The sequence below is a fragment of the Marinimicrobium hydrolyticum genome, assembly GCF_030848505.1.
GTDB lineage: Bacteria > Pseudomonadota > Gammaproteobacteria > Pseudomonadales > Cellvibrionaceae > JAVDDU01.
The window spans coordinates 93,562-110,246 of record NZ_JAVDDU010000006.1 but is presented as its reverse complement, the minus strand read 5'-3'; the positions used below and the strand labels follow the sequence as shown (position 1 = coordinate 110,246).

Below are 16,685 nucleotides of genomic sequence, written 5' to 3'. Positions count from 1 at the left end.
GGGATGTTCCAATGATGACTATTAAAAACGCTCTGCTCCTGCTATGTGTCGCCCTTATCGCCTCTGGCTGCGCGCACAAGAGGACGGCCAGCCCAGCTGACCCAGGCGGGTCTTGGGGTTTTCTCAGCAGAGACACCATGGAGCGCCTTAATGCTGGGGAAATTGAGCGATACCAAGCGTCAGCCGAATATCAGCAAGTAAACGCCCACTGCACCATTGAGTCTCAAAAAATCCCGGTCCCCTCTCCATCTTGCGTTCAGCCTCCCAGAAATGATTGCTCTCAGATGAGCGGCTTTGCCCTGGGCCTATGCCAAGGCTACACCCCCGCCCCCAGCTGCGACTATACGGCCACAAATGAGGCTCGGGCAGCCAAAGACCGAGTTTACGAAAGCTGTATGCAAGCGGCCGGATGGGAAATGTTTTGGGTGCCAGACGGACAGAATCTGCTAACGATAGCGCAGGCTTCGTGGGCTGAGCGAGAGCCCCGTGCCGAAACTCCCGGCGAGCCCACGCAAGCCGAAATGCAAAAGGTCATTGAATCAATCCCTGAGCTTTACGAGTGGCAACAAAACGATCCGGCCAGATGGGAACTGGCTGTGGCTATAGATGAGCATTTGGTGCAGCAGCCCGAGTATGCTGATATTCCGCCTCGGGCTCGCTTCCTGAAAGTTGTCGAGCGAGTCAAACTGGTGACCGAGTGATCGCATGCCCCTAATCTATCGCTGGAGAATTTGGCTTGAAAACACCTTCCCCTACTGGGCTGTTGGCCCGGTGGTCATTGCCGTGTCAGTCGCCTTCTTATGGCTGATATTTCCGGTATTTGATCGCCTGATGATGGTGGTGCATTGGCTGGATGACACGCTGGGCACCTTCTTCCCTTACGAGGCCGTTTTTTGGGCGGTCATACTGACCCAGGTCAATGAACGAAGTGGAGGGCGAACTGCCAGATCGCAATGACCCTTAACCCAGTAGTGAGCACTTTGTTTCGACATTATTGAGGCTTGCGCATGGTTCTATGGATGATAACCGGCTTAGTCTTCTCATTCTCGTCTGGAATCCGCCCAGATGCCAACGCGCGACCCGGCAGTGAACGCTTTGCGCACCGCCCCTCGGTCTAGAAAGTCACCGCTAAATTCCCTCAAACTTTATCTGGTCAGGACGAAAGGTCGAACTTGCACCCTAAAACCCAGTAGTGAACACTTTGTTATCCACGTAGTTGAGGTATGTGCACCCAAAAACCCGGTAGTGAGTACTTTGCTATCCACATTGTTGAGGTTCGTGCACACTAAAACCCAATAGTGGGGACTTCGTTACCTACGCTATTGAGGCTCGTGCACCCAGTGGCAGTAAGCGGTCAGAAAAAGTGTTGCTCGGAACACACGTTCAGAGCAATATCGTAACCCCGAGCGTTGCGCTCTGCTCAAGCTCACCTCCATAAGAATCTGCAAGGATCAGCTGGTGGGCCAGCGTGATCTAGTGGGTGCGGCCCGGCCGGTGGGGAAGTGCTGGAGCCCTTGAGCCGACAAACCCACTTGACCGCCAGTGCGGTGCAACGCCACTTGGAGGCCTGGCAGCAGGCTCGGGATCGGGGGCGAGAAGCCGATACCGACACGGCGCCTAGTACCGAAAACCGGATGCCTGCTTCTGCGGTACAAGCCTATGCCCGGGTTGGCCGCTCCACTGGCCAGAAGGTGACCCATGAGTCGGCTTGAAGAGAACCGAACAAATCAAGAGACAAACTTCATTGTAATAGCGGAACTCAGAGGCGTCTTGTCCAAAAACTCCAAAGGATCTATGTCTTTCTTGCGGGCGACCAGAGTCGCATAAACTAAACGTTCACGCTCTCGATTCAGTTGTTTCTCAAGATCATTGATCGTCTCGTTTAGTGTATCTATCTTGTGCTCTAGCTCACCCTTTTCGATACGCTCCTGGTTCAATCCGCGCGCTTCTTTCTTGTGCTTGGACACTATGGTTCTAACAAGCGCATAGGTTTCCCTGATGCTGTCATTTCGATAAAGGGTGGTGCGGTTAACGCCCACTTCGTTAGCGATATAGTTCCAGCCAAAATCCTTCGGTGGAAGGTCTTTTGTCTTAAAGCGGCGCAGGATTGTTAAAGCGAATTCTTTCTGGTCTTTTCTCATTGCCATAGTTACTCACCACACTCAAAAGGGCAGTCACTCGGGTCGCTTCCATCAATTCGGAAGGGACGGATCTCGGTTTCCAGCATTTCACTCTTTACTTTATGTGCCTGCAACACAATTTTGGCATTCTTAAGTGCTGGTACTTTAGCGTCTAAATGCATCTGTGCGCCTGCATAACCTTTTTCTCTTAAGCTCTCTAGGCGGGTTACTTCACGTTGCTCTTGATCAAGCCATGCTGTCAGACGCTCTACCTGACCAATATCTGCAAGATCAAACATGAAGTTCTTGCAGCCTTTTCCATCTTTTCCGTTTAAGCAGCGCATTGTGATGTCGCAAGGCTTAATGGCAAGTTCGCGTGTGCACATGCCAGTTGGACTGTGTTGAACAACATGAATCTCGGAATCTAGGTAGTCATCAATTAGATCTTCTTGCGCATCATGCTCTTCCAGTTGTCGCAACTTGGAAGCGATGTGACCTACAAATCGATGTGAGTCATTTTTCATTGCTTCTTTGATTTTCTTCGCTCTATCATGATCTGTGTTGTGATCATATTGCGATCCTTGAGAAGGGTCGCGGCCCATCCACAGATTAACTACTTCACCCGAAGCTCCTGATCGGAATAAGCTAGTTGTTTTCCAGTGACGACCTTTATGTGTCTGGAATTCTTTAGTTAGGGACACATCATTGGAAACGTCATAGCGCTGGAATAAACCATCTATATTTGATCTTCCTCCGCCCTTGAATGAGTAGTGGATGCTACTGTAAGAAATGATGCTAGGAATAAGTTTTTGCCCACCGTTATTGTTCTTTAGGCCTGCCAGCATTAAGTAATCAGAAACCTTCTGTTTGATACGAAAGCTTTCTGAGTCAATAACAACTGCAAGCTCAGCGTTGCGCGATTCATCAAGATCCAAAGGTTCCGAATGGATTTCTTGCTCGATATTAAGGTTAATTCTTTTGAAGCGAGCAAGGATAAAATTGTGAATGGATTCTTGTTCGATCAAATAACCTCTACATTTCATGTAGCGCCAGATTCCGGACCTGTCTTTGCTTGTTTTCGACCAGTAATCCACCTTTCGATCTGTAATAACCAAGCCTTCTGGAATTCGGCCTCTGTTGTTTGGCCCCGCCATGATGGCCAAAGATCCAGCTGTATAAAAATCGTCATCAAACATTCGAGCGAAGGTTGGGATGTCTATCCATTTAGATGTGTCAAATCCGCCGCCGCAAGTAAGTTCAATGATTTCGATGGCGCTTTTCTTTGTTAATGTTGCGCGATTACATCCCCTTTTATTAAAGTTGGTTGCCCCTCTCATTGTAAAGGTTCTGAAGCTCCCTCCTGAGGACCCCTTTATAAGCCGCTTAGAAAGTTCTGAATTTTCTTTTGACTCCCAGGTGAATTTGCGCTCGTGGATAATTTCTAACATCTCCAGGTCGATTAGGTTTGTTGATCGAAAGGCTATATGCTGAGTTATACAATCCTGAATTGCGGATCCTTTTATTCGGTATCTTGTCCATCGCGAGGTGTCGGTAGGGTCTTCTTGAAAGGTCAAACCGGCTGATTCAAAACAACGCTTTGCTAATCGGTTGGCGTAAGAATCCGACGTTACCTGGATAGGCATCAGGTCTCTTGTTTCGCTAACTGAATAGTATCGATCTGGATCGATTACGTCGCGCATGTTCGTTGACCAATCAACCTCCGCTTGTCGTCGCTTTTCAGTAAGGAGCTCTTCAAGTTTGGCCAATTTACGTTCTTTGTCCCTCTGCTTTTCATCATGAAAATCCTTGAGACGTTTCTCCACCTCAGATAATCGACCGAAATCCTCAAGTTCTTTTGCACGTTTTCGGTATGGTTCTGTAATGCGCTTAATCTCGCTGATCGTGTGTTCAAATACTTCACGCCACTCAGTGGGAACGTATCGTGCGAGAGGTGCGGTGCCCTTCTCGGTCCAGGCGACAAAGTACATCTTTCCGTCAGCGTATTTAATTGGATCGGAGGGTAGGCGTAACACCTCACCAATGCGCAATCCTAAACCGTATTGAAGCGACTGTGCCAACACGGAAATCATGTCGTACTCCCAAAACATGGAATCATTTTCCGTTTCTGCTACCTTCCATTTAGCATCTAGGATGGCTTGCACCAAGTCGCGTGAAGGCATTTTTTCCCTGATCGCAGGCAATTGTGATAGCGATGGTGGTCGTGCTAGATCTATAAGCGTTGTAAGTAGATCGCGCTCTTGAAGCCAGCGGATAACTGCGTTAGCACTTGTTATAGCTCCAGCCTGCGAGCGCGTTGCGATGTGATCCATGCTGCTCAAAAAGGCGTTGTATACATCCTGATTTAAGTCATTGAGTGTTTTAATTCCTGTTCGCTGAATTATTACCCTGAAACCATAAGCATGGTTTGATATTGTTGGTAGCGAGCCTTTAAGGCGACGATCAAAAATGTAGTAAGTGAGGTACGTTTTCAATGAACTGATCAATTCAGGGGCATCACGTTCCTTATCTGACTTGCATAGAGCGATACTTGCACCTCCGTTCGCTTGGTAGTACCAGCTTTCATCCTCCCATTCAGTATCGTTGCGAAATAACTTGAATTTCTTTAGTTCTTCAAACCGATCAATCGCATGATAGATGTACTCCTCAACTCTCGATCCTGCTGCGAGCTCTCGGGCTTTTGGGAATTGGATTAGCTCATTCATCAGAGTGCCCCAGCTCTAAGGTTGGAATAATTGAACCAATTTTTATGTCCTTAGGTTTACAGTCATAGATACCTACGACATCCCCTGCCTTTTCTACATGAATAATTGCTGCCTCTACGCCAACCAGTGCGTCATCAAAGATATGCTGAATCTCGCCTACTGATGATTGAGATTGTGAGCGTGAGCGCGCCTCTATAATCACGCTTTTAGCTCTTTTGTGACCTTCTAAGTTTTCATTTGGTTTGAACTCCGAGCAGCTATAACATGCAACAGCAGGCTCTAAATGACAGGCAGACCCCTTGTGGCACTTGCCGACTGAAGTGAATGTGGTTCGCTCTGTAATATCCACACTGTAGATATTTTTACCTTCCGGTTCTTTGGTCATAAATTTCGCCACGAAGTGACCTTGCTCCATCCGTGAGGTGGTGGCTTCCTGAATTACTTCCCACAGTTCTTCAGTGTTTTTGAAGTAGTGTTTGACTGTCGTCGTTCCTGAGTGATCGAGACGCTCTGCCACTTCCTCAGCAGTCATGCCTTGAGTCACAGACGCCGTTCCGAGCGTATAGCGGAAACGGTAGGCGGTAATGTTGAAGGGATTGCCTGTGCGAGGTGAAAGTGGAAGATACGCTTCTAGCTCATGCATTCGACGATTGACGGTGAACGTGTTGACATGAAAGCTAAAGCTGTCTTTTTCTGTACCGTATTTAGGTCGGTGTGGATTTAAAACATTTGTGTCATTTACCTTGATTAATCCATTGTCTTCGTTAAGGTAGCGGGAAAATCGACGTTGAAACAATGGCATGTCGTTTACGCCGTAATAAGTTTTAATCCAAGCGTTCCCGTCGATCATCTGTTGAATTAACTGCCCGAGACGATTGCTGAGTAGCCGCTTTTTAAACTGACTTCTTCGGTTTCGATGCTTCTGTTTGACTCGTGGTACATTCAACCAATAGATGTCGCTCTGAGGATTGTAATGAAAGTCGTCTTCCTTGAGTAAGCTGATTTGAATAGGTCGAAGGCCCCACTCAAAACACAACTGACTTATGACGCGACATTCTAGAGGCATGGCTAAATCATCGTCATCCAAGGCTGCTTGGATAACACCCATCTCCTCGCGGGTAAATGGACCGTAGGAATCATCCATTAAGAATAGTTTTGCGTAGTTGTTTTGAGGGTCCCCAACCCTAGCTCCGGCTAATTCTTGTGCGCGGTCAATTTCCAAGTTTGGGTGCTCATAAGCTACAAGGTAGCCGACAAGGTGCTTCATGACAGTGACCGAACGGCGGATAGTCAGTTGGTTCGCGTAATGGCCAGAGGCTGCCTTCGTAAGTACGTTTTCGATTGTCTTATCAACGCTTTCATCGGCATTGTTAAATTCTTTAACAAAGATATTCAGAGCCAACAAGTAGTCTTTTACAGTCGTTGGCAAATAGACAAATAAGGCTCGATTGATCATCGAGGTCAACACATAGTTTAGGTCCTCGTCTTTTGTGGCTAGATCAGCTAGCCCATGAATGTGTGTCGCTGACCCGTTGTCGTCAACAATAGTGATTCGATCTAGCCATTCGCCACGCTCATTTTTGACCTCGATCTTGTAGCCTAAGCGATTAATGATATAACGGTCGTGTTCGGGAGTAACGGGTGTTACTTGGCCACTTTCATTAACAATTAGCTCGTCATTTTGGTGGATGCCCGCTACGTTATTCTCCATTTTCTAGCTCACCTAACGCGTCCTTCTGTAAAGCAACAGTGCGATCCCATACCTTTCTCTCAATTGATCCTGCAGGGTATTGATCTGTCATCTTGCTGCCCGGTGACCAACCACCTGCATATTCTTGTAAGCGTTTCTTCATTGCTTGTTTCATCATGGGAGATAAATCGGCCTGCTCCGGTGAGTTATCCAATGAGTCATATAATAGATCATGGTAGGTATTACGCAATCTGTGAGGGGAGAGTGCGTCCTTAAACGCTGGATAAGCCTCTATGATCTTCTCAGTCATTCTGTTTACAGCTTGAAGGGATAAAGGCTTTCCTCCTCTGGTCGATAGAAACAGGAAGTCACTCTTGAGATGCCCTTTAAATTTCTTCCTCTCTTTCGTGATGTAGTGTCTGAATATGTCAGCTATATCTTCTGATAGGGCAACTTTTCGCCCCTTTGTTTTTACGGAAGGGTTAATTTTATGGCCAGTCTTCGCAGCAACTTTTTTTGGGTCTTTAACGACTTCAAAGAATTTCTCTCTGCCGGTAGTCTGAACGTCTTGGATGCGTAATAAGGTCGATTCTCCGCGACGGTTTCCACCTAATCCAAGCGTTATAAACACCACATAATTTCGCCACTTCGTAGGCTCATACTTAAAAGGATTTAGTGTGCTGTACGGGTTAATGATCTCCCAGAAGAGCGCGCGTAATTCTGGCTCTAAGCCAATGTGTGTCTTACTTGCTGAGTGCCAAGGCACATTCAACTCTAGTGCAAATGAATTTACCATGACCTCACGCTTATCTTTGGCGTGCCTTAATTTATTAGCGTCATTGGATGCTCTACTTTGGTAAGTATCCCACCAGTAAAAGATGAAGGCTTTGATGGCGATGATTCTGGCTTTGTATGTCTGCTCCTCGACGAGCTCACCAGTATCTTGTTTGGCTTTTAAGTATGCAGACAACGCTTCAATTTGACCGATTTTAAAGTTGGTCAGGCTCATCATCATTTTCGGAAAGTCGATTTTCTCTGCTTCGCAGAAACGGTAGAACATCACAATTCCAAATGCCTTCAGTCGAATCGTGCCAAGAGATAAGTTTTTATTGAGCAAACCTATCAAGTATGGCGCACTGATCATATCAACTTCATCGTTGATAACGATCAACGGGAAATTGTAGCTGTTCAGCCACGAAAACTCGGTCTCAACGACCCGAAATTTATCTGACATTACTGCAACACCAAGAAGTTATAGAGATAATATTATGCCTCTATACTAGATCTTTTGGGTAAAAGTGCAACACGAAATGTTCGGAAAGGAAATTATTAGACCTTCCATATTCTGCAACAAAACTGCTGCAGAATATGGAAGGTCTAACTTTCAAGGAAGGTGTTGTATTACGGGGGCTCTATCGAATATATATCTTAGTTTGCAACAAATATCCTACTTCGGCACTATGTCCCCTGTTCTACTCCCAGCTAAGAGCCCCCCCTGACTGGTATTCGATCACGCGGGTTTCAAAGAAGTTCTTTTCCTTGCGCAAGTCCATAATCTCACTCATCCAGGGGAACGGGTTTTGTGCTCCCTCGTACACCTGAGCCAAGCCTAGCTGCGACAAGCGACGATTGGCAATGAACTGCAAGTACTCTTCCATCATCTTGGCATTCATGCCCAGCACACCGCGCGGCATACTATCGCGAGCGTACGCTATCTCCAGCTCTGCTCCCTCAACAATCATTTGGGTCACTTCCTGCTGGAACTCAGGCGTCCACAAGTGTGGGTTCTCCAGCTTGATCTGATTAATGACATCGATCCCAAAATTCAGGTGCATCGACTCATCGCGCAAAATGTATTGGAACTGCTCAGCCACACCGGTCATCTTGTTACGGCGTCCCATGGACAGAATCTGACTGAAGCCGCAGTAAAAGAATATCCCCTCGGTTACCGCATAGAAGGCAATCAGATTGCGCAGTAGCTCCTGATCCGTCTCAGGGGTGCCCGTGGTAAAGGTGGGGTCTTCCAGGGTCTTGGTGTGCTTAATGCTCCAGGCGGCTTTGTTGGCCACGCTCGGTAGCTCCCGGTACATATTGAATACTTCTGTCTCATCCATGCCCAGGGATTCAATACAGTACTGGTACGCATGGGTATGAATAGCCTCTTCAAAGGCTTGACGCAGAATGTATTGACGGCACTCAGGGTTGGTAATCAATCGATAAATCGCCAGCACCAGGTTATTGGCCACCAGAGAGTCGGCGGTAGAGAAGTAACCCAGGCTGCGTTTTACAATTCGGCGCTCGTCTTCACTGAGACCATCGGCGCTTTTCCACATAGCGATATCCGCGGTCATGTTCACCTCTTGCGGCATCCAGTGGTTCGCACACCCGTCCAGGTACTTCTGCCAAGCCCAATCGTATTTGAAGGGCACCAGCTGGTTCAGGTCTGCCCGGCAGTTGATCATGCGCTTATCGTCCACCTCAATGCGCGCTGCGCCCATTTCAAGCTCTTCCAGACCAGGTGTAGGGTCTAAGCCTTCCAGCGACTCACGGGCGGCTTTAACGGCCTCTGAAGGCTCCACTGGGGTTGCTTGGCTTGGGGCTGGAGCACTGACTTCTGGTTGAGCCGGTGCTACGGGCTGCTCTGGCTGTTTGGGTTGGGGGTGCTGCTCGGCTTTCTCTTCCGGCGCATTGTCTTCTTCGTAATCATCCCAGCTCAACATAAATCACCTCGTTCGTTCGTCTTTGTCTCCCGGTTCCGCCGGGTCGGTTTTCCTTAGTTGGTATGCCTATACTACCACACTGAACAGTATTTAAGCAAGTTTGTTAAAATTTCAATGCTTTTCGATCACCCCCAACACCTCGCCGCAAGCACAACCATCCTGGCACTTCGCTTTTACTCCTTGCTGAGAGTGATTACATAAACCTAGCACAAAATCGCCTCACGCTCTTCTACTCGGCGCAAAGGGGTTACCCACAAAAAAGGGGCCATTGGCCCCTGCTGAACAGATTCACTGCAAAACTGGTTACGGTTACCGGCTCGGTCCCTTGGTCTTGGTGTTTGTGGTGTCCAGGGGCAGATCACTCAGATTCAGCGCGCCTAAACCTTCACCTGGGGTTGATCCCTCATGTTCATCGATGAGTGTTCTTAAATCCGCATCTGGGGTTTCATCAAGTGTATCGCTGAGGTCATACCATAGCTCGGTTGGGCAACACGTCTTCGCTCGCCGCTCAAGCTCTTCGCGATCCAATAGCCCGTCATTTGCTGCATTCACCATAGTTATAGTCCTGAGTGTGTCCGTCGCAATGAAGATAAAGCCTACCAGAGATTTTGCTAGTCGCGAATCATTACGTAGTATTCTTGCAAGTCGGTGCCAATCGCCTTTGGACTCTCTACTAGGCAGATATCATCGTCTGGGTGAAAGTGACTTTCTATTTCAGACTCGCGAAGGTTGATCCGAATGCCCTTGCCCTCGTAACCCTCTGCCTTCCTATCTGGTGCGGTACCGAAACCACTGATTTTAACGGCCATAGCGTTATACCCCTTTATCGTTCCCGGTTCCGCCGGGTCGGGTTCGCAATTTGCTAGTTATCGCAAGTCTTCTCGACGTATTTCTCCATCAGCTCCAGATCGCTCCAGAACCTACGGACTGCAACAATGGTTGATTCGTCAATATTGTACGCCATCTGGTATTTTGGCCCCCGAAGCGTGTTACTGCGCCTGGAGATAGCTCTGCCCGATGCCTTACATGTCAGGTAATCGCTCCGTCCATGAAACCAACTGAATTTATCGTTTTCAGCTTTTGCTGGTGCCCCGTTGTACTGGGTTTCCGTCACCAGGATATCACTACCTTCTAGTTGTTTTTGTTCTGCTTCACCTGGAGCTACGTCTATCACTTTATCGAGGAGTATTTTCTGGGCTCCATCCTCGATATCGAGGTGGTCAAACCATAGTTGCGCATCGCCTTCCTGTGCCTGCTGGGTTTCGGCTGCTTCTGGACTGTCGATGTAGATATCTATGGTTTTGGCGACACCTTCCCATGAGGGCGCCATCCCGCCACGCTCTACATCGTCGCGAATATCTTTGACTAGATTCCTGAGTACGTGCTGGTATATTCCATGTACTCGCTCGATCTCACCCAGCGCCTGCAGCGATTGCCATTGAATTGCCTTACGCCAGATCAACCAGTCTTGATGATACCGGCCTGCTATAGAGCTGTATTTCGGTAAGGCGTCATACTTCTCCGCCGACTCATTCCAAGACACGTGCTCTGGTTTCGAATTTTGCTGCTCAAAAACCTCTCGCATAGATTCGTCAGTCATTGATATAGCCCTTTCTTTTAATGTCGTGGTCACAATAGGCTCTCCGCGAATAGAAGCCTCTGGTAGAAAACTCACACAATGATCTCTACAACCCGTGCCTGCCTCCAGTGATATGGCAAGCGCCTTGGTCGATCTCCTCGGCGATCCTTTCAGAAATCTCTTGATTTCCCATCTCTAACTCGCTCGTCCATAGCCAGCCAAGAGACGGCCAGATGGCTTGCCACTGTGAGGGTTCTCCGCCGATGGGGGTGTCCCGATACAGGTACGCGACACCGGATTGTCCCTCGTCTGGCTCGCGAATTAGCATACGGCCTTCAACCACCAAAGGAATGTATTCCCCCCGACCCTTCTCATCATTCACCTCTGCAAAGGGGAGAAGTTCTCGGGCCATACTGCCAAAAATCGCGAACTGTTGGCTTCCGCGCTCCACGATTCGGTCAGACCATGCGAAGTACAAAAATCCATTTAAGGTGTTTTTACGACTAGCGACGGCCTCCTCAACGGCCTTCTGCTGCTCCTGATTGTAAACCGGGCCTAGTTCAATGGGTTTAACGATCATGCGCCGTTCCTCGCGTTTCCTGCTGTGTATTTTACTGGACATTATTCTATCTCCCGCAGTGGCCGCCTCATAGTGCTGCCGGGTATTGACGTTGACTGGGATTAGGCTGGTAATGGAGTGCCCTCGATAAACACTGGCACAGCCGGGCTAAGGGGATTGTTCGCCACCTGGGCGCGGTAGTCGCCGTTGCTCAGCTCGTAAAGACAAATCGGAGCCTGGCCCACGGTTTCGATAAACTTGCGAAGGGTAACGGTTTTGCCTGCCAGATTGGCCACCGCAGCATCAGCGCTATGCACGGACAGGGTTATCGTATCCAGGAAAAACGGGACTGCTATCATGTGGGTATTCCTCTATCTGCCCCGGTTCCGCCGGGTCGGCGCTGGCCTTTAACCAACGTGCCTATAGTACCACGGAAAACAGATACAAAGCAATTCCGAAGCGGCGAAGCTACACCGGCGCGAAGCGCTTGAGTAGCCTCGGTGGGAACCACCCCCACCAAGGCTGCAAGGGTCTCTAAGCGGCTTGGCTGACTGTATCAGTGAAGTACTGCTTCCAGTACGACATGGACAATATCCCCTCCACAACCGGCACTGAGATATCATAATGCCGCTCCAGGCTGGCAAGGATAGACGGCAGTTCTGACGCGTAGCGCTCGGCATAGACAAAGTAAATCTCTGCGATACATTGCGCATCGCGCTCGTCAAACTCCGAACCACGTAATTGCTCCAGCCAGGGAGCTAGGCCGCTGTGGACGATTCGCGCAAAATAGTCATTGGGGGACGCCGGTTCTGACGTGTGGGCGCATTTAAGATGCTTTAGCGTCTTGGCCATTTTCGCCTCAACCCAGGCTGTAAGGCTTTCTAAAACCGGGGAATCAGCAACAGGCATGGGAACAAGGTTCCGGCCAGCGCTACTGCAAAGCTCGCGCACCTGTACAGCAGTAAAAATACGGGCGAGGTTGCGATCCGTAGCGAATCCGCCAAGAATTAGAAACGCTTGCTGTTCAGGCGACCAAAGAATCCAATCACGCATGGGGGTGTTCCTCTTTCTCTGTCCCGGTTCCGCCGGGTCGGTATTGGCTTCTTTCCAATATGCCTATTGTAACACTTTTAGGGGCGCGGAAGCAAAGACGAAGTCAACTAGCCTTTAGGGCGGCTACATTATTTCCTTTGGTGCCCATTGGGTAGAACTCAGACCCGGTGAGTAGGTTTAGCATTCTCTGGCCACTGACGATATCAACGCTTGGCACTGATCTACCAATTTCGTTTGCCAGCTTCCCGGTTCGCCCCGTATGGACAAATATGCCTTTAAGTTGGTGTCGGTGACACACCTCGGCGAACTCTTTTACATCGGCAGCGCGGATATGGTGTCGGTAGCGTTTGGCCTGGATTAACACCTCTTGGCCAGCCAACTGAAAGCGGCCGTCAATGCCGCCATCGCCGGTGTAGCGTTGATTGTGGGTGATGGCAAAGCCTGCCTCTTCCAGTGCAGCGAGAATCATTTCCTCGAAAATGAAATGGTTCACCTTGCGCAGATAGCCGAACTGTCGAGCCGGGGTTTCGAGCTTTCGCAATTTTAGAAGCCGACGTTTTGCGGCCAAGCGTTTGCGGGCATGACGTGCGCGTCTTATAGCCTTGGACCTTCGTCTTTTCCTGCCGCCGAGATAGTGCGACACAAACACGAAGAGCACCATTGCCCCAGCCGCAATCAACCAGTACTCTTCTGCAATCGCTAATATCTCGCTCAGCGGCATCAGTCACCCTCGCAGTAAAACCGTTTAAACAAGGATAGCGTCTTTTTGCCCATTTTGAGATAGGCACCTCACCCCCATGACCGGGGCAATCCTTCCAGGCACAAAAAAGGGCCGAAGCCCTTGTTGAAAAATTAGACATCAGCGGTGATAATCTGCCTCAAATACAGTTCCTGCACCGCCGTTTTGGCCGCCGGGCCAACTGGCAAGGATCCTGGTCTCGGGGCGAGCTGGAGTATCGCCTAAAACAAATGAAAAGCCGTCCAACCTTCTGGGCTCTGGCGCACAGAAGGTTGGACGGCTCGGGGCTTTGGCCCCGAGTATTTCACCTTGGTATCATGCGAGGCATAAAAATGACAGAAAGAGTGATCGATACAACCTACCGTCTTGAAGAAAATAGTGGTAAATGGTTTGTTACTTTAATGGCGCACCTGCCTCCAATACTGTGGGCAGGCAAAGAATTTGATTCGAGAGAAGCCGCCGTTCATTGGTGTGGTGAGGCGTTAAAAAATTCCGGGAAAAAAACGGGATACTGGGTGTTGCACCGGCCTTCTGAGAGCGACAATCTGGCAAAGGCAGCGAGCGCGATAGCCATAGGGAATCCCGATGTTATTGTAATAGGCGGCACTTCTGAAGTTCCGCTGGCGTTCCATGATCTAATGGATGCTGGTCATACGGTGACACCCTCATCAAGGGGAGTGTTGGCTAAGGATCTGGAAAGAATTGCGGATCTTACCGGGTGGAGCGTTGCTGGCATTAACGTGACGGCACAGCCCGCTGAAGCGAATGAAGGAAGTCCAGTGCAGCAAGAATCATTTCCTCGAATATGAAATGGTTCAGCAATCCCTGTTATCTCGCTCAGCGACATCAGTCCCCCTCACAGTAAAACCCTTTAAACAAGGAATCTGGGTTGGGAAAATTAAAGGCCGCTCGATAACCCAACTCATGCCCCAGGCCGGTCATCGGGACTAGACGCTCCGCGTCTGCAGAGCGCCAAGTCCATCACTTGATCAAAACGGTTCCAGCAAAACCCCTTCCCGGTTCTTCGCCTCAATCAACCAACCGGGAACAAGCCAAAACTCCTGGCCCCGGGTGTCGTTGTAAAAGTCGTCGGTAATCAGCTTGCACTGACTTTTAGGCAGATAAACGGTCGCCTCGTAATCATACCCTGCCTGATTCGTTTTGCGGCCCTGTACCAGAAAGGCTTTTTCGGTTTCCTTGCCCGGTACCGGGCGAAACGGGCGAAATGGCGTATCCAGGCCGCCTTGAGCAACCCATTCTGACATCGAACTTGGAAAGGCTGGGGCTTTGCGCTTGCGAACTGCACTCATGGGGGTGCTCCTCTTAGCCGTTACTCGGGGTAAGCATAAAACTTGCAGACACACTCATATCTATATGAATTCGCGGGTCATTGATGATCCTCAAGTGGGCTGGATCTTCGAAAAGTGTGTTCTCGACAAAGCTGTTAATGGCCGCACCACCATTAGGTGCGAACAACAGATCCACCGAATCGGTATCATCACCACTCGTGCGGCCCTGTACCAAATAGATATCCTCGCCGGGCTTGGCTTCTTTGAACAGCTCCTGGCACGCTCGGCTCAGCTGCGCCAGCTCGTCCAGAAAATCGGCGGGTGACTGGTCCTGCGCTTCGAGCGCTTCAATGCGTTTGGTCAGAGCAATTAGGGTGCCGAACGTAGTGGGATTATTGGCTGACATCAGGGTGATCCTCTTTCTTAGCTCCGGTTCCGCCGGATCGGTATTGGCTGCTCTCCAATATGCCTATTGTAGCACAGTTAAGAAGCAAAAGAGAAGCGCGCACAAAAAAAGGGGCCGACGCCCCTTGGTGAGGTACGTTGCTGGAGTTGTTAGCCAGCTGGACGCGTTAGTCGCCGTTGGAATGCCATCATGGAGGATTGCCTTTGCATCAGTGCGCTGGCGCCCGAGCGCTCCGGCTCCACCATGTACTCCAAAAGATGTTCAGCACCTTCGCCGGTAACTTCGTCTAACACCGCCTGCTGAGTAATTGCGTAGTGCTTGGCGATGGAATTTAAAATAAGCTCTTTCGCCTCGGCCGTTATGGTGTCCAGAAACTTGCGGTTAATTTCATGCTGGGGGATTGTCTGAGCCATTTGTGTCGCTCCGTTTTTGCGTTTCCGGTTCCGCCGGATCGGTGGCTGATCACTCAGCCGAGTTCACTGCTCTGTCGGGACCGCATTCGTGCTCGATGATAAGCATCTTCATCTGGACACCTATCTGTCCAGGGACTTCAGCCACCAAGCGGTGCGCGAGGTTGTACTTACAGCGCAGCATGGCCCGTTTGGCCAGCTCGGCGCAGCGCAGTATTCTTTGAGGGTTGGGGTAGGCCGCTGACATAATCAATGCTCCGTTGATCCGTTGCGGGTGATATCAATATTTAACTCGTCAATTTCTTCCGTTTTGTAATTCACCTGCACGTAAAGGCGAGCATCGTCGAACGATGGGCGTGTGGCAACTGTGTGTTGGTTGTAAAGATAGGCGTTTTCTACGACTTCCCAGGATTCTGCTTGAGTGCTCATGGGGGTGTTCCTCTTTCTCAATCCCGGTTCCGCCGGGTCGGCATTGGCTTCTTTCCAATATGCCTATTGTAGCACGACGGAAACAGAAAAGCACCCCCATCGCTGGCAAGTGCTTATCGTTGATCGATCGATAGTGTTACGCAGCTGAAAGTATCTGGTCGGCTAGATCCCAGTAGTCGCTGCGCTCGGCGCGCTTAATCGACTTAATCTCGCCTTTCATTGCGGTACGGTGATAGATATGACCATCCTGAATCATTCGCACCAAAAGCCCCTGCTCCACCAGACGAGATATCAGTTTATTCAGGTAGGACTCCGCAACCGAGTGAAGAGCCTCAAATGAGCCGTTTCCAGCTACAAAATGCAATCCTGGCAAACGCTGCGCGATAGACATGGCGTGATGTGGTGACAACATCACAAACCGGTTTCGGCGCTGTGTTCTGGCTGTGGCCAACAACTGTTCAACGATCTGAGGCTCATAGTACGTTAATCGGCGCTCAATCTCCTCGTCGTCCAGCGTCTCAGGTAGTTGGTACACGTCCATCCAGCGAAGGGATGAGCCTTCAGCGCCCTCAATCGCCCGTAGCACTGCTTGAATGCTCTCCAGCGCAACAAACCCGCTCAGATCATCAGGGTGCAAGTACAGGCGCTCCTGCGGACTGTTACCACGAATGGCATAACACGTTTCGTCGCTCTCACGAAAACCGGCGTACTTAGCCAGGGCTGCGTGGATACGGTCGCGAAACAGGAGCCCGTCTTCACCTGACTGAAAGCCGGGGTAGCCGTTATGGCGATAACTTGCCGTGTCCATGCGGTAATGCACCTTTACGTAGGTTTCCCCTGGAGTGAAATGCTCTGGCAGCGGCATCTTTGCGCTGCGATGAAACTCACAATTCTCCAGTGTACGAAGGGCATTAGCTGTGCTGATTGGGGTGCTAATCATGGGGGTGATTCCTCGCTCTCAATCCCGG

At 49.7% G+C, this 16,685-nt stretch carries 22 protein-coding genes; 4 read left to right on the top strand and 18 right to left on the bottom strand.

Features of this window, described 5'->3' with window-relative positions:
- The first annotated feature begins 11 nt into the window (after nt 1-11).
- The 3 genes from RBH33_RS12220 to RBH33_RS12210 all read left to right on the top strand — a co-directional run bounded on the left by RBH33_RS12220 (nt 12) and on the right by RBH33_RS12210 (nt 1,712).
- Complete coding sequence (locus tag RBH33_RS12220) at nt 12-701, top strand: hypothetical protein (RefSeq protein WP_306732483.1); 690 nt, start codon at nt 12-14, stop codon at nt 699-701.
- Between the two features lie 4 nt (nt 702-705).
- The gene (locus RBH33_RS12215; RefSeq protein WP_306732482.1) at nt 706-957 is read left to right on the top strand and encodes a hypothetical protein; all 252 of its coding nucleotides are present in this window, start codon (nt 706-708) and stop codon (nt 955-957) included.
- A gap of 545 nt (nt 958-1,502) precedes the next feature.
- A complete protein-coding gene (locus RBH33_RS12210) occupies nt 1,503-1,712 on the top strand; it encodes a hypothetical protein (protein WP_306732481.1) in 210 nt (69 codons plus the stop codon).
- 15 nt (nt 1,713-1,727) lie between these two features.
- On the opposite strand, the gene RBH33_RS12205 is transcribed toward RBH33_RS12210, so the two are convergent.
- The 12 genes from RBH33_RS12205 to RBH33_RS12150 form a co-directional block, all read right to left on the bottom strand.
- On the bottom strand, nt 1,728-2,147 hold the full coding sequence (locus RBH33_RS12205; RefSeq protein WP_306732480.1) for a hypothetical protein: 420 nt from the start codon (nt 2,145-2,147) through the stop codon (nt 1,728-1,730).
- A 2-nt stretch (nt 2,148-2,149) separates the two neighbouring features.
- On the bottom strand, nt 2,150-4,843 hold the full coding sequence (locus tag RBH33_RS12200) for a hypothetical protein (RefSeq protein WP_306732479.1): 2,694 nt from the start codon (nt 4,841-4,843) through the stop codon (nt 2,150-2,152).
- Entirely contained in the window at nt 4,836-6,554 is a 1,719-nt protein-coding gene (locus tag RBH33_RS12195) for a hypothetical protein (RefSeq protein WP_306732478.1), read from the bottom strand. Before RBH33_RS12195 ends, RBH33_RS12200 begins: the two co-directional genes overlap by 8 nt.
- The gene (locus tag RBH33_RS12190) at nt 6,544-7,767 is read right to left on the bottom strand and encodes a site-specific integrase (protein ID WP_306732477.1); all 1,224 of its coding nucleotides are present in this window, start codon (nt 7,765-7,767) and stop codon (nt 6,544-6,546) included. Before RBH33_RS12190 ends, RBH33_RS12195 begins: the two co-directional genes overlap by 11 nt.
- Nucleotides 7,768-8,005: 238 nt before the next feature.
- Nucleotides 8,006-9,253 (bottom strand): ribonucleotide-diphosphate reductase subunit beta, encoded by a 1,248-nt coding sequence (locus tag RBH33_RS12185; RefSeq protein ID WP_306732476.1) that lies wholly within the window; start codon nt 9,251-9,253, stop codon nt 8,006-8,008.
- Between the two features lie 309 nt (nt 9,254-9,562).
- On the bottom strand, nt 9,563-9,808 hold the full coding sequence (locus RBH33_RS12180) for a hypothetical protein (protein WP_306732475.1): 246 nt from the start codon (nt 9,806-9,808) through the stop codon (nt 9,563-9,565).
- Between the two features lie 56 nt (nt 9,809-9,864).
- On the bottom strand, nt 9,865-10,062 hold the full coding sequence (locus RBH33_RS12175; protein ID WP_306732474.1) for a hypothetical protein: 198 nt from the start codon (nt 10,060-10,062) through the stop codon (nt 9,865-9,867).
- Nucleotides 10,063-10,115: 53 nt separating this feature from the next.
- Entirely contained in the window at nt 10,116-10,886 is a 771-nt protein-coding gene (locus RBH33_RS12170) for a hypothetical protein (RefSeq protein WP_306732473.1), read from the bottom strand.
- A 52-nt stretch (nt 10,887-10,938) separates the two neighbouring features.
- Nucleotides 10,939-11,412 (bottom strand): hypothetical protein, encoded by a 474-nt coding sequence (locus RBH33_RS12165; protein ID WP_306732472.1) that lies wholly within the window; start codon nt 11,410-11,412, stop codon nt 10,939-10,941.
- A gap of 101 nt (nt 11,413-11,513) precedes the next feature.
- The gene (locus RBH33_RS12160) at nt 11,514-11,750 is read right to left on the bottom strand and encodes a hypothetical protein (protein ID WP_306732471.1); all 237 of its coding nucleotides are present in this window, start codon (nt 11,748-11,750) and stop codon (nt 11,514-11,516) included.
- A 175-nt stretch (nt 11,751-11,925) separates the two neighbouring features.
- Nucleotides 11,926-12,444 carry a hypothetical protein gene (locus RBH33_RS12155; protein WP_306732470.1) on the bottom strand — a complete coding sequence of 173 codons (519 nt, stop codon included), beginning with the start codon at nt 12,442-12,444 and terminating at the stop codon, nt 11,926-11,928.
- A gap of 103 nt (nt 12,445-12,547) precedes the next feature.
- Nucleotides 12,548-12,985, bottom strand: coding sequence for a restriction endonuclease (locus tag RBH33_RS12150; protein WP_306732469.1), 438 nt, complete (start codon nt 12,983-12,985; stop codon nt 12,548-12,550).
- Between the two features lie 530 nt (nt 12,986-13,515).
- Between RBH33_RS12150 and RBH33_RS12145 the strand changes: the two genes are divergently transcribed.
- Nucleotides 13,516-13,992, top strand: a complete 477-nt coding sequence (locus RBH33_RS12145) for a hypothetical protein (protein ID WP_306732468.1) — start codon at nt 13,516-13,518, stop codon at nt 13,990-13,992.
- A 180-nt stretch (nt 13,993-14,172) separates the two neighbouring features.
- On the opposite strand, the gene RBH33_RS12140 is transcribed toward RBH33_RS12145, so the two are convergent.
- The 6 genes from RBH33_RS12140 to RBH33_RS12115 form a co-directional block, all read right to left on the bottom strand.
- Nucleotides 14,173-14,493: a hypothetical protein gene (locus tag RBH33_RS12140; protein ID WP_306732467.1), complete on the bottom strand. Its 321-nt coding sequence runs from the start codon at nt 14,491-14,493 to the stop codon at nt 14,173-14,175.
- 13 nt (nt 14,494-14,506) lie between these two features.
- Nucleotides 14,507-14,878, bottom strand: coding sequence for a hypothetical protein (locus RBH33_RS12135; RefSeq protein ID WP_306732466.1), 372 nt, complete (start codon nt 14,876-14,878; stop codon nt 14,507-14,509).
- Nucleotides 14,879-15,027: 149 nt separating this feature from the next.
- The gene (locus RBH33_RS12130; RefSeq protein ID WP_306732465.1) at nt 15,028-15,291 is read right to left on the bottom strand and encodes a hypothetical protein; all 264 of its coding nucleotides are present in this window, start codon (nt 15,289-15,291) and stop codon (nt 15,028-15,030) included.
- A gap of 49 nt (nt 15,292-15,340) precedes the next feature.
- Nucleotides 15,341-15,535, bottom strand: coding sequence for a hypothetical protein (locus RBH33_RS12125; protein WP_306732464.1), 195 nt, complete (start codon nt 15,533-15,535; stop codon nt 15,341-15,343).
- Nucleotides 15,536-15,537: 2 nt separating this feature from the next.
- Nucleotides 15,538-15,717, bottom strand: a complete 180-nt coding sequence (locus RBH33_RS12120; RefSeq protein ID WP_306732463.1) for a hypothetical protein — start codon at nt 15,715-15,717, stop codon at nt 15,538-15,540.
- 136 nt (nt 15,718-15,853) lie between these two features.
- The gene (locus RBH33_RS12115; protein WP_306732462.1) at nt 15,854-16,657 is read right to left on the bottom strand and encodes a hypothetical protein; all 804 of its coding nucleotides are present in this window, start codon (nt 16,655-16,657) and stop codon (nt 15,854-15,856) included.
- Nucleotides 16,658-16,685: the final 28 nt, after the last annotated feature.